This window comes from Galbibacter sp. BG1, from assembly GCF_013391805.1.
In the GTDB taxonomy this organism is placed as follows: domain Bacteria; phylum Bacteroidota; class Bacteroidia; order Flavobacteriales; family Flavobacteriaceae; genus Galbibacter.
Genome location: NZ_CP058364.1, coordinates 2013834 through 2028591 on the forward strand (window position 1 = coordinate 2013834; position 14758 = coordinate 2028591).

Here is a 14758-nt window from a genome sequence, read left to right on the forward strand (position 1 = left end):
AATTTCATTTTAATCAAAATATTGTCCATTGATGTTCACAAATCAGACTGAAAGAATTAATTTCGCCTCTGCAAAGAATACTCCGGCATACCCGGATTTCTTGGACATTCAGATTAAATCATTCCAGGATTTCTTTCAACTGGAAACAAAATCTGAAGAGAGAGGTAACGAAGGTCTTTATAACACCTTCTTGGAGAACTTCCCCATTACTGATACGCGCAATCAATTTGTACTAGAATTTTTAGACTACTTTATCGATCCTCCCCGTTACTCTATCCAAGAGTGTATAGAAAGAGGGTTAACGTACAGTGTACCATTAAAGGCTAGACTAAAACTGTATTGTACAGATCCAGAGCACGAAGATTTTGAAACCATAGTACAGGATGTTTATTTGGGAGTAATTCCTTACATGACACCTAGTGGTACGTTTGTTATTAACGGAGCAGAACGTGTAGTCGTATCTCAATTACACAGGTCTCCAGGTGTATTCTTTGGTCAATCGTTCCACGCAAACGGGACAAAGTTATATTCTGCCAGAGTAATCCCTTTTAAAGGTTCTTGGATAGAATTTGCTACCGATATCAACAGCGTTATGTACGCTTATATCGATAGAAAGAAAAAATTACCTGTTACAACACTTTTCCGCGCCATTGGTTTTGAGCGTGATAAAGACATTTTGGAAATTTTCGATCTTGCTGAAGAGGTAAAAGTTTCTAAAAGTGGCTTGAAAAAAGTATTGGGCAGAAAGTTAGCGGCACGTGTGCTTAAAACTTGGCATGAAGATTTTGTTGATGAAGATACAGGAGAGGTAGTTTCTATTGAACGTAATGAAATTATCTTAGACAGGGATACGGTTCTGGAAAAAGAACATATCGAAGAAATCTTAGAAACCGATGTTAAAACTATCTTACTTCATAAGGAAGATAGCCAAACAGGCGACTATGCTATAATTTACAATACCTTACAAAAAGACCCTACAAACTCAGAAAAAGAGGCTGTAGAACACATATACCGTCAATTGCGTAATGCTGAGCCGCCAGATGAAGAAACGGCTAGAGGTATTATAGACAAGTTGTTCTTCTCCGATCAACGTTACAACTTAGGTGAAGTTGGTCGTTACAGAATGAACAAAAAGTTAGGCTTGGATATCGCAATGGATAAACAAGTTTTAACTAAAGAAGATATTATTACCATTATTAAATATCTAATCGAATTAATCAATTCTAAAGCAGAGATAGATGATATCGATCACTTATCTAACCGTCGTGTTAGAACCGTAGGTGAGCAGTTGTCTTCTCAGTTTGGTGTTGGTCTTGCCCGTATGGCAAGAACTATTCGTGAGCGTATGAACGTACGTGATAACGAGGTGTTTACACCAATCGATTTGATTAATGCGAAAACGTTATCATCGGTAATAAACTCTTTCTTTGGTACCAACCAGTTGTCTCAGTTTATGGATCAAACCAATCCATTGGCAGAGATTACGCACAAGCGTCGTCTATCGGCACTTGGGCCAGGGGGTCTTTCCCGTGAACGTGCAGGTTTCGAGGTTCGTGACGTTCACTATACGCACTACGGGCGTCTTTGTCCGATTGAAACACCTGAAGGGCCAAACATTGGTTTGATATCTTCACTAAGTGTGTTTGCTAAAGTGAATGGTATGGGATTCATTGAAACTCCATATAGAAAAGTAGACAATGGTAAAGTAGATCTTTCGGAGATACTTTATTTAAGTGCGGAAGAAGAAGAAGAAAAGAAAATAGCACAGGCAAACATACCTTTAAAAGACGATGGAACCATCGATTCTGAAAAAGTAATTGCCCGTGAGGAAGGTGACTTCCCAGTAGTAGATCCAGATGAGATCCACTACACCGATGTAGCGCCAAACCAAATTGCTTCTATTTCGGCTTCTTTAATTCCATTCTTGGAGCATGATGATGCGAACCGTGCATTGATGGGATCGAACATGATGCGTCAAGCAGTTCCATTATTAAGACCAGAATCTCCAATTGTTGGTACAGGTTTGGAGCGTCAAGTAGCTTCAGATTCCAGAGTATTGATCAATGCTGAAGGAAATGGAGTAGTGGATTATGTAGATGCTTCTAAAATCAGGATTAAATACGACAGAACTGAAAATGATAGATTGGTAAGTTTTGATGACGATTTTAAAACCTACGATCTTGTAAAATTCAGAAAAACAAACCAAGGAACTTCCATCAACTTGAAGCCTATCGTAAGAAAAGGTGATAAAGTTGAAAAAGGACAGGTACTTTGTGAAGGATATGCTACACAGCAAGGAGAACTGGCATTGGGTAGAAACCTACAAGTGGCCTTCATGCCTTGGAAAGGATATAACTTCGAGGATGCGATCGTAATTTCTGAAAAAGTGGTAAGGGAAGATATCTTTACCTCTATTCATATCGATGAGTATTCATTAGAAGTAAGAGATACCAAATTAGGTGCTGAAGAGTTAACAAACGATATTCCTAACGTTTCTGAAGAGGCTACAAAAGACCTTGATGAAAACGGGATGATTCGTATTGGTGCAGAAGTAAAACCTGGGGATATTTTAATTGGGAAGATTACACCGAAAGGGGAATCAGACCCAACTCCAGAGGAAAAATTACTTCGTGCCATCTTTGGTGACAAAGCCGGTGACGTTAAAGATGCTTCCTTAAAAGCGTCTCCATCGTTAAACGGGGTGGTAATCGATAAGAAATTGTTCTCAAGAGCTATTAAAGATAAGCGTAAGAGAGCAAAAGATAAAGAAGATATTGCTAAGTTGGAGTTGGAATTTGAAAGCAAATTCACTGCACTTAAAGATGTGTTGGTAGATAAGTTGTTCTCTATCGTAAACGGAAAAACATCACAAGGGGTATTCAACGATTTAGGGGAAGAAGTTTTTCCTAAAGGAAAGAAATATACTCAAAAGATGTTGAATGCTGTAGACGATTTCGCTCACTTGGTAAGTGGAACTTGGACTACAGATGACGATACGAACGCGTTGATCAACGATCTTCTTCACAATTATAAAATTAAATTAAACGACCTTCAAGGAGCTTTACGTAGGGATAAGTTTACTATTTCTGTTGGAGATGAATTACCAGCAGGAATTATGAAGCTTGCCAAAGTGTATATCGCTAAAAAACGTAAGCTTAAAGTAGGGGATAAAATGGCAGGTCGTCACGGTAACAAAGGTATCGTAGCGAGAATTGTTCGTCAAGAAGATATGCCATTCCTAGAAGATGGAACACCGGTAGATATCGTATTGAATCCACTAGGGGTACCATCGCGTATGAATATTGGTCAGATCTACGAAACCGTATTAGGTTGGGCAGGTAAAAACATCGGTAAGAAGTTTGCAACACCAATCTTTGATGGAGCATCTCTAGATCAGATTAATGAACTTACAGACCAAGCAGGAATTCCAAGATTCGGTCACACCTATCTTTACGATGGTGGTACTGGAGAACGTTTCGATCAAGCAGCTACAGTGGGTGTAATTTACATGCTTAAATTGGGTCACATGGTAGACGATAAGATGCACGCACGTTCTATAGGTCCATACTCATTAATTACGCAACAGCCTCTAGGAGGTAAAGCCCAATTTGGTGGTCAGCGTTTTGGTGAGATGGAGGTTTGGGCACTTGAAGCATACGGTGCATCAAGTACACTTAGGGAAATCTTAACTGTAAAATCTGATGATGTTATTGGTAGAGCTAAAACTTACGAGTCTATCGTTAAGGGAGAGATGATGCCAGAACCGGGATTGCCAGAATCATTCAATGTATTGATGCATGAATTGAAGGGTCTTGGATTAGACATTAGATTAGAAGAATAATAATTTTAGTATAGGCACTTGGTTTTGCCGAGTGCCTTCTCTAAAAAGGTTGTAAGCAACTACCGTGGGCAACGTCCCAAAGGTTTTTAAAGTAAAACAATTTAATTCTTTCCAACATAAAGTTGGGGAATTAAGCCCTCGATGAGGGTAAATTACACTTAATTCATTATCACCATATATTATGGCTAGAAATAAAGATAAGAATACAGTACAACAGAGGTTTAATAAAATCTCTATCGGTTTGGCCTCTCCAGAGTCTATTTTAGCAGAGTCTAGAGGAGAAGTGCTAAAACCGGAAACCATTAATTACCGTACGCACAAGCCAGAGCGTGACGGTCTTTTCTGTGAGCGTATTTTTGGTCCGGTAAAGGATTACGAATGTGCTTGTGGAAAATACAAGAGAATACGTTACAAAGGTATAGTTTGTGACCGATGTGGTGTGGAGGTTACCGAGAAAAAGGTACGTAGAGATAGAGTAGGGCACATTAATTTGGTGGTACCAGTAGCACATATCTGGTATTTCCGTTCGTTACCAAATAAAATAGGTTACCTTCTTGGATTGCCATCTAAGAAGTTGGACATGATTATCTATTACGAGCGTTACGTAGTAATCCAACCTGGAGATGCTAAAAATGCCGATGGAGAACCAGTTCAAAAAATGGATTTCCTTACGGAAGAAGAATATTTAAATATTCTTGAATCTATTCCTGCGGAAAACCAATACTTGGAAGATACAGACCCAAATAAGTTTATTGCTAAAATGGGTGCGGAGTGTTTGATCGAACTTTTATCAAGAATCGATCTTAATGAACTTTCTTACGAATTAAGACACAAAGCGAATACAGAAACTTCTAAGCAACGTAAAACGGAAGCACTTAAGCGTCTTCAAGTTGTTGAAGCACTTAGGGAATCTCAAAAGAACAGAGAGAACAACCCAGAGTGGATGATCATGAAAGTAATTCCGGTGATTCCACCAGAATTACGTCCATTGGTTCCTTTGGATGGAGGTCGTTTTGCAACTTCAGATTTAAATGATCTTTACCGTCGTGTGATTATTAGAAACAATCGTTTAAAGCGATTGATGGAAATTAAAGCACCAGAAGTAATTTTACGTAATGAGAAGCGTATGCTTCAGGAGTCGGTAGATTCACTATTCGACAACACACGTAAATCTTCAGCGGTAAAAACGGAATCTAACAGACCGTTAAAATCACTTTCAGATTCATTAAAAGGTAAACAAGGACGTTTCCGTCAAAACCTTCTAGGTAAGCGTGTTGATTATTCTGCACGTTCGGTAATTGTTGTTGGACCAGAAATGAAATTATACGAGTGTGGTCTTCCGAAGAACATGGCAGCAGAGCTGTACAAGCCTTTTGTAATTAGAAAATTAATTGAAAGAGGAATTGTAAAAACGGTAAAATCTGCCAAGAAAATTATAGATAAAAGAGAGCCTGTAGTTTGGGATATCCTAGAGAACGTACTTAAAGGACACCCAGTACTACTTAACCGTGCTCCTACGCTTCACCGTTTGGGTATTCAAGCGTTCCAGCCTAAGTTAATTGAAGGAAAAGCTATTCAGTTGCACCCATTGGTATGTACGGCATTCAACGCCGATTTCGATGGGGATCAAATGGCGGTTCACTTACCACTAGGTCCAGAAGCGATTTTGGAAGCACAAATGTTAATGTTGGCTTCCCATAACATATTGAACCCTGCAAATGGTTCACCAATTACAGTACCTTCCCAGGATATGGTTCTTGGACTGTACTATATGACCAAAGCAAGAAGATCTACAGAAGATCACCCGATTAAAGGGGAAGGATTAACGTTCTATTCTGCAGATGAAGTAACTATTGCTTTTAATGAAAAGAAAGTTGATTTGAACGCCATGGTTAAAGTGCGTGCAAAAGACTTTAATGAAGCAGGGGAATTGGTGCCACAGATTATTGAAACTACGGTAGGTAGAATTTTGTTCAACCAAGTAGTTCCAGAAAAGGCAGGTTATATTAACGAAGTATTGACTAAAAAGTCGCTGCGTGATATTATTGGAAATATTTTAAAAGCTACGGATGTTCCTACCACTGCAGATTTCTTGGATAAGATCAAGAGTATGGGTTATAACTTCGCATTTAAGGGAGGTCTTTCTTTCAGTTTAGGGGATATTATTATTCCTGAAGAAAAACACCCAATGATTGCCGAGGCAAACGAGCAGGTGGATGGAATTATGGCCAATTATAACATGGGTCTTATTACCAATAATGAGCGTTATAATCAGGTTATTGATGTTTGGACATCTACAAACGCAATGCTTACCGAGCTAGCCATGAAACGTATTCGTGAAGACAACCAAGGGTTTAACTCGGTGTTCATGATGCTTGATTCTGGAGCAAGGGGATCTAAAGAACAGATCCGTCAGCTTACAGGTATGCGTGGATTAATGGCGAAACCTAAAAAATCTACTGCCGGTGGTGGGGAAATTATTGAGAATCCAATTCTTTCTAACTTTAAAGAAGGTCTTTCTATTCTTGAATACTTTATCTCTACTCACGGTGCACGTAAAGGACTTGCGGATACGGCATTGAAAACTGCAGATGCTGGTTACTTAACACGTCGTTTGGTAGATGTTTCTCAAGATGTTATTGTGAATACGGAAGACTGCGGAACTTTACGTGGTGTAGAAGTTGAAGCATTGAAGAAAAATGATGAAATCGTTGAATCTCTAGGGGAAAGAATTCTTGGACGTGTGTCGCTACACGATGTGTACGATCCACTTACAGAAGAATTGTTGGTGGCTGCCGGAGAAGAAGTTTCAGAAGAACTTGTTAAGAAAATCGAAGCTTCTCCTGTAGAAAGAATGGAAGTGCGTTCGCCACTTACATGTGAGGCTAGACAAGGGATCTGTGCTAAATGTTACGGTAGAAACCTAGCTACAGGAAAAATGGTTCAAAGAGGAGAGGCTGTTGGAGTTGTTGCTGCACAGTCTATTGGAGAGCCTGGTACGCAGCTTACGCTACGTACATTCCACGTGGGAGGTATTGCAGGAAACATTTCAGAAGAAAACAAAATCATCGCTAAGTTTAAGAGCAAGGTTGAGATTGAAGATCTTAAAACTGTTAAAGGAACCGATGCAGAAGGAAAAGAAGTTGATATTGTAATTTCCAGAACAGCAGAGGTTAAGTTTATCGATGAGAAAACAAATATTACTTTGGCTACCAACAACGTTCCTTACGGTTCGCAAATTTTTGTGAAAGAAGGACAGTCGGTAGAAAAAGGAACAATTATTTGTCAGTGGGATCCATACAACGCGGTGATTGTTTCTGAATTCTCAGGAAAAATTGCTTACGAAAATATCGATCAAGGGGTTACTTATCAAGTAGAAATCGATGAACAAACCGGTTTCCAGGAAAAAGTAATTTCTGAATCTAGAAACAAAAAGTTAATCCCAACCTTATTGATTAAAGATAAGAAAGGTGAAACTTTACGTTCTTACAACTTACCAGTAGGAGCTCACATTATGGTAGATAATGATGAGAAAATCGAAGAAGGTAAAACACTTGTTAAGATTCCAAGAAGATCTTCTAAAGCAGGGGATATTACTGGAGGTCTTCCAAGAGTTACCGAGCTTTTCGAAGCACGTAACCCTTCTAATCCAGCGGTAGTTTCAGAGATCGATGGTGTTGTTTCCTTCGGAAAAATAAAAAGAGGTAACCGTGAGATTATCGTAGAATCTAAATTAGGGGATATTAAGAAGTACTTGGTTAAATTATCTAACCAAATCTTGGTGCAGGAGAACGATTATGTTCGTGCTGGAATGCCTCTTTCTGATGGTTCTATAACTCCGGAAGATATCTTGAGAATTAAAGGCCCATCTGCTGTACAGCAATACTTGGTAAATGAAGTACAGGAAGTGTACCGTTTACAAGGGGTGAAAATTAACGATAAGCACTTTGAGGTAGTAGTACGTCAAATGATGCGTAAAGTTAATATTCAGGATTCTGGAGATACTACATTCCTTGAGCAACAATTAGTTCACAAAGACGACTTCATTGAAGAAAATGATAGAATCTTTGGAATGAAAGTAATCGAGGATGCAGGGGACTCCACTACCTTAAAAGCTGGACAAATTATTTCTCCACGTGAGTTGAGGGATGAGAACTCTATCTTAAGAAGAAATGATAAGGAATTGGTAGTAGCAAGAGATGTAGTTCCTGCAGTTGCTACACCAATACTACAGGGTATCACAAGAGCGTCATTACAAACGAAGTCGTTTATTTCGGCTGCATCGTTCCAGGAAACTACAAAAGTACTGAACGAGGCTGCAGTGAGCGGTAAAATAGATGACCTTGAAGGATTAAAAGAAAATGTAATTGTTGGACACAGAATCCCAGCTGGTACAGGAATGAGAGACTATGATGATATTATTGTAGGATCGAAAGAAGAGTACAATGAGATTATGGCTAGTAAACAACAGCACGTTAACTTTTAAGGATACTTAAATATATTATATGAACCCCAAAGGAATTTCCTTTGGGGTTTTCTTTTTTTTAATACTATTTTTACGCTATACAGTTTTAAAAGGAAATATTCTTTTTGGAACTTTAATTTTAAAACCAATACTATGAGTGATCAAAACGAGAAAAATAAAAACCAGATTAATATAGAGTTAGATGATGCGACTGCTGAAGGCACCTACGCAAATTTGGCTATCATCAACCATTCGGTTTCAGAATTTGTAGTGGACTTTGTGAGTATAATGCCAGGAAGACCGAAAGCAAAAGTAAAAAGCCGAATCATCCTTACGCCACAACATGCTAAAAGATTTTTAAAGGCTTTGGGCGATAATGTACAAAGGTTCGAGCAGGCCCATGGAGAAATTAAAGATTACGAGCAACCTCCAATGCCGCTAAACTTTGGTCCTACTGGAGAGGCTTAATTCAACATTGATTGAAATAAATTTATTTTTAATAGCCCTGTCTATATTTTGAGACAGGGCTATTATTATGGTGTTCTGTTAGTTTGTTAATATGGAGTTTAAAATGGTAGACGGATTCTCCCGGGCATCGTTTTCTCCATCTTCCACAATATTGAACAGGCCGTCTGTGAGTTGTTTCGTTATTGCATCGTTTAATTGATCTGAACCACTCGCAGAACTTCCTGTGCCCAGTACGGCCCCAATAAGTTCGTTTAAAGAACTGTTTGTGCCTCCCAAAGCATTATTTAGTAATTTATTAATTCCTAGACTTTCGGTTTTGGCAGTCACTACAGGATTAATGGCTTTGGTTAGGTCAGTATACGTTTTATTCCTTAAATACTGCGTGGCGGCACCCTTTCCGCCCGATAAGATGGAAACGGCATCTTGTGGGGTCATTTCGTTTATTGCTTTATTTACAATGGGTTTAGCCGTCGCAATGGAGGCTTCTGCTACTTCACTGATCAAAGCTTTCTCTTTTTTTACTACACTTGAAAGCCCGTAGGACTCTAATTTCGTATTGATATTTTTCAGTTCCTGTGGCATTGCGGCTTCAATAAGCGCATTTGTCATAAAGGCTTCGGTATCGCCAAAAACATTGAAAGCATTTTGTGTACCACTTTTTAATACAGATTGAACCGTATTTAAAACAACGTTGCTGTTTTGAGAATTTTCTCCCGCCGTTTGCAAAGATGTACAACCGAAAAACAGTCCAGTGTTTAAACAAATTAAAGCTAAATTTTTAAGTAGTCTTTTCATGATAAAATGTGCTTGATTGATTTTTTTAAAATGGGTTATCATACCTTTTTTTCTAATTCAATAATCTCTAGATCTTTGATGTTTTCGTTGTCAATAACAAAACGCAGCATGGTTCTTACTTTATGGAAACCGTGTTTTCCTGCCGCTCCGGGATTCATGTGAAGGAGATTAAGTTTTTTGTCCCACATCACCTTAAGAATATGGGAATGCCCGCTTATAAAGAGTTTTGGCGGATTTTGTCTAATCTCATCCCGAATCCGTTTATCATAGCGATTGGGATATCCGCCAATGTGCGTAATCCAAACATCTACCCCTTCGCAATAAAATCTATTGTTTTCTGGGAATTCCAAACGAACCTGATCGTTGTCAATGTTACCGTAAACTCCCTTCAGAGGTTTTAATTTTTTTATGGAATCTGTTACCTCGAGATCTCCAATGTCCCCAGCATGCCAAACTTCATCGGCTTGATGTACGTATTTTAAGATTTTATCATCGAGAAAACTATGAGTGTCCGATAGTAAAAGAATTTTTCGCATAGATGTTTTTATGAAGTTGTAAAGTTAAAACTTCAATAGAAGAAATTGGATTACACCTAAAAAAAATAATGGAGTCGGTTGATTTGGTTTTTTAATTATTCGAGATCCTATATTTCAGCCTTAACCTTCCGTTGATTGCACAAATTTCCAGCATTAATTTTTTCCGGTGGAGCACTAACCTCAAAATATTGGTATCTTTGTATCTTGGTAAAAACGGAAATTTAGTTTGAGGTATTTTTTAGAGTTATCATACAATGGCAAGCACTACCATGGTTGGCAGTATCAACCAAATGCTATTACGGTTCAGGAGGTTTTAGAAAAAGCACTTTCCACATTGATGCGCCAAGAAATTCAAATTCTAGGGGCAGGAAGAACCGATGCTGGCGTACATGGTAAGCAAATGTATGCACACTTCGATGTGGAGAACACCATAAAAAGGGAAGAAATGCTTTATAAACTGAATAGCTTTTTACCACCAGATATCGCCATAAAAGACATAATCCCTGTAAAAGAAGATGCCCATGCTAGGTTTGATGCCGAACAAAGAAGCTACGAATATTGGATTGTACGGGAGAAAAATCCTTTCTATACAGACTATGCCTATAATTTAAAAGCCGATTTAAATCTCGAGGCGATGAATGAAGCTGCTAAAATATTATTAAAGCATAAGGATTTTCAATGCTTCTCCAAGTCAAACACCGATGTAAAAACCTATCTTTGTGATGTTCGGCGTGCAGAATGGGTGGAGAAAGAAGACCTGTTAGTTTTTCACATTACTGCCGACAGATTTTTGAGAAATATGGTTCGCGCTGTGGTTGGCACGCTTTTAAATGTAGGGATAGGAAAGGCAAGTGTAGAAGATGTGGAGAACATTATAAATAGTAAAAGCAGAAGCAAAGCTGGAGCTTCGGTTCCCGCACATGGATTGTATTTAACAGAAGTTGTGTATCCCAATAGAATTTATAAAATTAATGAGTAAAGATAAAACAGGAAGTACATTCGATCTCGGGCTTTTTACCCGTCTTTTGAAGTACACAAAACCTTACCGGTTAACGTTTTTTGGGGTTGCTTTGGCAGCCATCATGCTATCTGTATTCTCCTCTATTCGACCTATATTATTGAAATATACGGTAGACGATTATATTTTGAATAAAGACAGTCATGGACTGCTTATGTTCGTAGTTTATATGACTATTGTACTCTTTTTAGAAGTCATAAGTCAACTTTCCTTTATTTACTATGCCAATTGGTTAGGGCAATCGGTTATTGAGGATATTCGGGTAAAACTATTTAAACACATGCTACGTTTCCGCATGAAGTATTTCGATAGCTCTTCCGTAGGGGTTTTGGTAACGCGTGCTGTGAGTGATATTGAACGTATTGCTGCTATTTTTAGCGACGGCTTGTTTATGATTGTGAGCGACTTGCTAAAAATGATTGTAGTGGCCGGAGTGATGATTTACTTTGATTGGAAATTGTCCCTTATCATTTTTGCCATTTTACCACTTATGTTATATGCTACAAGGCTGTTCCAGAAAGCGATGAAGAAGGCTTTTGTGGAGGTAAGAAAAGAAGTATCTAACTTAAATTCTTTTGTACAGGAGCGTATTTCTGGAATGAAGATTGTCCAACTTTTTGTTCGTGAACGGGAAGAGTACAATCAGTTTAAGGAAATCAATGAAAAACACAAAAAAGCTTGGATAAACACCGTTTGGTACAATTCTATTTTTATTGCGGTAGTAGAATTAATGTCGTCCATTACCACCGGTTTAATTGTGTGGTTTGGAGGTTTGCGTGCCGTAATGAGTGGAGCGGAAGACCTCGGTAATATATTTATGTTTATCATGCTTTCTTCTATGATTTTTAGGCCACTAAGACAAATAGCCGATAAATTCAATACGCTCCAAATGGGAATGGTAGCCGCCAATCGTGTGTTTGATATTCTTGATACCGATAGTAAAATTGAAAATATAGGAACACGTGTTGCCGAAAATTTAAAGGGGGATATAGCTTTTAAAGACGTACGCTTTGGTTATTTGGAAGATGAAGAAGTACTCCATGGGATATCTTTTGAAGCAAGACCTGGAGAAACCGTAGCCATTGTAGGAGCTACTGGAGCTGGAAAATCTACCATTATTAATTTACTGAACCGTTTTTACGATATCAAATCAGGTGAAATCTTGGCCGACGGTATAAATATCAATGAATTTACCTTGCAATCGCTGCGTTCGCAGATTGCTATTGTTCTTCAGGATGTGTTTCTATTTGCCGACACTATTTTAAATAATATTACGTTGAATGACACTTCCATTAAAGAAGAAGATGTTATTCAAGCAGCAAAAGATATCGGAATCCACAAATTTATAATGAGCCTTCCAGGAGGTTACCATTACAACGTCAAGGAGCGCGGAAGCATGCTTTCAAGCGGACAGCGGCAGTTAATTGCTTTCTTGAGGGCGTATGTAAGTAACCCAAGTATTTTAATTTTGGATGAAGCAACTTCTTCTGTAGATGGACATTCTGAAAGGCTTATTCAAAAAGCAACGGATAAAATCACTAAAGGCCGAACCTCTATCGTTATTGCACACCGATTGGCTACCATAAAAAAAGCCGATAAGATTTTGGTCATGGAAGCCGGAAATATTGTGGAAGCTGGAACCCACGAAGAATTACTGAAAAAGCAAGACGGTTATTATCGTAATTTGTACGAAGTGCAGTTCTTGGCGGAAGAAGCCGTTTAAAATTTTTGACACCTAGTGATAAAAATAAATCAGCGCTAACGGGTAATTACAATAATCTAATTTTTCTCGCTTAATTCTTTAAACAAATAAGCCAATCAACATTATAATAATAAAAAAAGCAAAGAAAAGTCAAACGGTATCTACAGTTTTTCTGTTGCTGGGGGTGTGTTAATAGTTACCCATTAGGCCTATCTGTAAGTCATCAAGCTCCAAATTGGACGCTAGCTTATATTGGCGGTGGATTAACTATCATTGCAATACTAATGCATTTAATAATGTAAATAAGGGCATTGATACTTATAACCTTAATTTACACGATATTTCTTACTATAAATTTCAAACTAAATTTAATATTGTTTCCAGTGGAAATGGTATTGGTTTACGAATGAGTTTTTAATTTCATTTTTGCTTTTGTATAACTCAACTTAACACTTCATCTTTAAAATGAATTACTTCGTTAAAGGGAGATTTCAATTATCCTTTAACGATTCAGTATTCTATATTTTCTTAAAATCGTTCATTTGAACGAAAAAAAGCATTTCGTTTAAATTAAATTTCTATATTTAGACGAAAATAAGCATGATTTTACTTTTTAATTAAGTATAAAAATTCTATTTAAATGGCGTTAGAAATATTTTTTTCCGGCAGAACTGAATTGATACTTGGCGCATTATCATCAATCGTCTTGATTTTAGCACTCGTCTTGGTTGCCTTGCGTATCGATAAAAAAAGAAGTAAAAAGACTAAATCTTAAAGTAAAAAGCTTCAGTCGAATAATTGTTTTCTTTTGTTTAGATGTCTGTGTGTGATTTTGCATAAGAAAACAATGTTTTTAAGTTATTCGTTCTTCATTTTTGTTTAAAAACAACCTAAACCAAAAACTATGCTCGGACTTGTACTACTTTATTGGATTGGAAAATACTTCTATAGACTGGCAGATGAGTACCAAAAAAGTAAATGGGGGTTTGCCCTGCTGGGAATAGCAACCTACTATGCTGGTATTGTTGGAATGAGTTTCTTTATCGGGATTCTAGTTGAAGTGTTTTCTCCAGGACTTCTGGACAATGCAAACGAAACCTTATTTGGCTTCTTAATGCTACCCTTTGGAATTTTAAGCTGCTATCTTTTGTATAAATTCTTGGAGAAAACGTGGGAGCAAAATAAACCGGACTCTATTGATTTGATTGGAAATACGGAAAATTAACAAAATTAATTTTATGCTATGAATTCAACTGGTATGCCAATAGCATTAAAAAGAATGGTCGATAATGAAAAAACCGATTTCTTTGTTAAAAGTCGTCGTAACTATCCAAAGAAAAAGGCAGTATCTGTTCTAGTTTTTTCACTTTTATGGAATGCTCTAGTTAGCGTTTTTGTTGTAGCTTTTATATGGCCCCTTTTTAAAGGAGAAGAAGTGCATTTTAAAAGTAACGATGTTCCAACCAGTGGGAGTTTGGAAAATTGGGAACCTGTACTTGTTCCAACATTAATTATTGGTTTATTTGTTGTTGTAGGTCTCATAACATTTTTCTCTGGAATGTTTATGTTGTTTCAAAGAGGCGGATATTTTGTGGGTACAGAAACTCGGTTTATAAAATATAGAAGGGGTAAATTTATTGTAAAGGATTGGGAACAATTTTCTGGGAATATCGAGATAAAATCCAACAGAACTTTAGGCGATTTAGAATTAGAACTTCGAACCGGTAAAATGAAAAGTAGAGATAAAGGATCAGATAAATTTGTGCCAGACATTATGTATTTATCGGGAATAAGGAATGCTTTTGATGTTGAAAAAAAATGCAGAATTAGAATAAAAGAAAATGATCCTACTCCAAGAGTGGCCATTGAAACGACTTAAAGCTTTATCCAAGTAAATCAAATAAAAAAGTGAGATTTAAAAGAAAACCAAATC

At 37.5% G+C, this 14758-nt stretch carries 10 protein-coding genes; 8 read left to right on the forward strand and 2 right to left on the reverse strand.

Annotated features, from left to right (window positions below; translation table 11 throughout):
* Nucleotides 1-31: 31 nt before the first annotated feature.
* The 3 genes from rpoB (at nt 32) to HX109_RS09010 (ending at nt 8774) form a co-directional block, all read left to right on the forward strand.
* The gene (gene rpoB, locus HX109_RS09000; protein ID WP_178951248.1) at nt 32-3841 is read left to right on the forward strand and encodes a DNA-directed RNA polymerase subunit beta; all 3810 of its coding nucleotides are present in this window, start codon (nt 32-34) and stop codon (nt 3839-3841) included.
* Between the two features lie 181 nt (nt 3842-4022).
* Nucleotides 4023-8327, forward strand: a complete 4305-nt coding sequence (rpoC, locus tag HX109_RS09005) for a DNA-directed RNA polymerase subunit beta' (RefSeq protein WP_178951250.1) — start codon at nt 4023-4025, stop codon at nt 8325-8327.
* Between the two features lie 132 nt (nt 8328-8459).
* Entirely contained in the window at nt 8460-8774 is a 315-nt protein-coding gene (locus tag HX109_RS09010; RefSeq protein ID WP_178951252.1) for a DUF3467 domain-containing protein, read from the forward strand.
* 78 nt (nt 8775-8852) lie between these two features.
* Here the strand turns inward: HX109_RS09010 and HX109_RS09015 are convergent, their stop codons facing one another.
* Both HX109_RS09015 and HX109_RS09020 read right to left on the reverse strand, forming a co-directional pair.
* On the reverse strand, nt 8853-9569 hold the full coding sequence (locus tag HX109_RS09015) for a DUF4197 family protein (protein WP_178951254.1): 717 nt from the start codon (nt 9567-9569) through the stop codon (nt 8853-8855).
* A 38-nt stretch (nt 9570-9607) separates the two neighbouring features.
* Entirely contained in the window at nt 9608-10105 is a 498-nt protein-coding gene (locus HX109_RS09020) for a metallophosphoesterase family protein (protein ID WP_178951256.1), read from the reverse strand.
* 226 nt (nt 10106-10331) lie between these two features.
* On the opposite strand from HX109_RS09020, the gene truA reads away from it, so the two are divergent.
* The 5 genes from truA to HX109_RS09040 all read left to right on the forward strand — a co-directional run bounded on the left by truA (nt 10332) and on the right by HX109_RS09040 (nt 14704).
* Nucleotides 10332-11084 carry a tRNA pseudouridine(38-40) synthase TruA gene (truA, locus tag HX109_RS09025; protein ID WP_178951258.1) on the forward strand — a complete coding sequence of 251 codons (753 nt, stop codon included), beginning with the start codon at nt 10332-10334 and terminating at the stop codon, nt 11082-11084.
* Nucleotides 11077-12846, forward strand: coding sequence for an ABC transporter ATP-binding protein (locus HX109_RS09030; protein WP_178951260.1), 1770 nt, complete (start codon nt 11077-11079; stop codon nt 12844-12846). The genes truA and HX109_RS09030 overlap by 8 nt, the downstream gene beginning before the upstream one ends.
* A gap of 619 nt (nt 12847-13465) precedes the next feature.
* Nucleotides 13466-13600 carry a hypothetical protein gene (locus HX109_RS16330; protein WP_255462660.1) on the forward strand — a complete coding sequence of 45 codons (135 nt, stop codon included), beginning with the start codon at nt 13466-13468 and terminating at the stop codon, nt 13598-13600.
* A gap of 129 nt (nt 13601-13729) precedes the next feature.
* Nucleotides 13730-14050, forward strand: coding sequence for a hypothetical protein (locus HX109_RS09035; protein WP_178951262.1), 321 nt, complete (start codon nt 13730-13732; stop codon nt 14048-14050).
* Nucleotides 14051-14068: 18 nt separating this feature from the next.
* Entirely contained in the window at nt 14069-14704 is a 636-nt protein-coding gene (locus HX109_RS09040; protein ID WP_178951264.1) for a hypothetical protein, read from the forward strand.
* The last annotated feature ends 54 nt before the right edge of the window (nt 14705-14758 follow it).

Coding starts and splice junctions, on each gene's coding strand:
- rpoB (WP_178951248.1), top strand. CDS start 32: ATGTTCACAAATCAGACTGAAAGAATTAATTTCGCCTCTGCAAAGAAT.
- HX109_RS09040 (WP_178951264.1), top strand. CDS start 14,069: ATGAATTCAACTGGTATGCCAATAGCATTAAAAAGAATGGTCGATAAT.
- HX109_RS09035 (WP_178951262.1), top strand. CDS start 13,730: ATGCTCGGACTTGTACTACTTTATTGGATTGGAAAATACTTCTATAGA.
- HX109_RS09015 (WP_178951254.1), bottom strand. CDS start 9,569: ATGAAAAGACTACTTAAAAATTTAGCTTTAATTTGTTTAAACACTGGA.
- HX109_RS16330 (WP_255462660.1), top strand. CDS start 13,466: ATGGCGTTAGAAATATTTTTTTCCGGCAGAACTGAATTGATACTTGGC.
- HX109_RS09030 (WP_178951260.1), top strand. CDS start 11,077: ATGAGTAAAGATAAAACAGGAAGTACATTCGATCTCGGGCTTTTTACC.
- HX109_RS09010 (WP_178951252.1), top strand. CDS start 8,460: ATGAGTGATCAAAACGAGAAAAATAAAAACCAGATTAATATAGAGTTA.
- rpoC (WP_178951250.1), top strand. CDS start 4,023: ATGGCTAGAAATAAAGATAAGAATACAGTACAACAGAGGTTTAATAAA.
- HX109_RS09020 (WP_178951256.1), bottom strand. CDS start 10,105: ATGCGAAAAATTCTTTTACTATCGGACACTCATAGTTTTCTCGATGAT.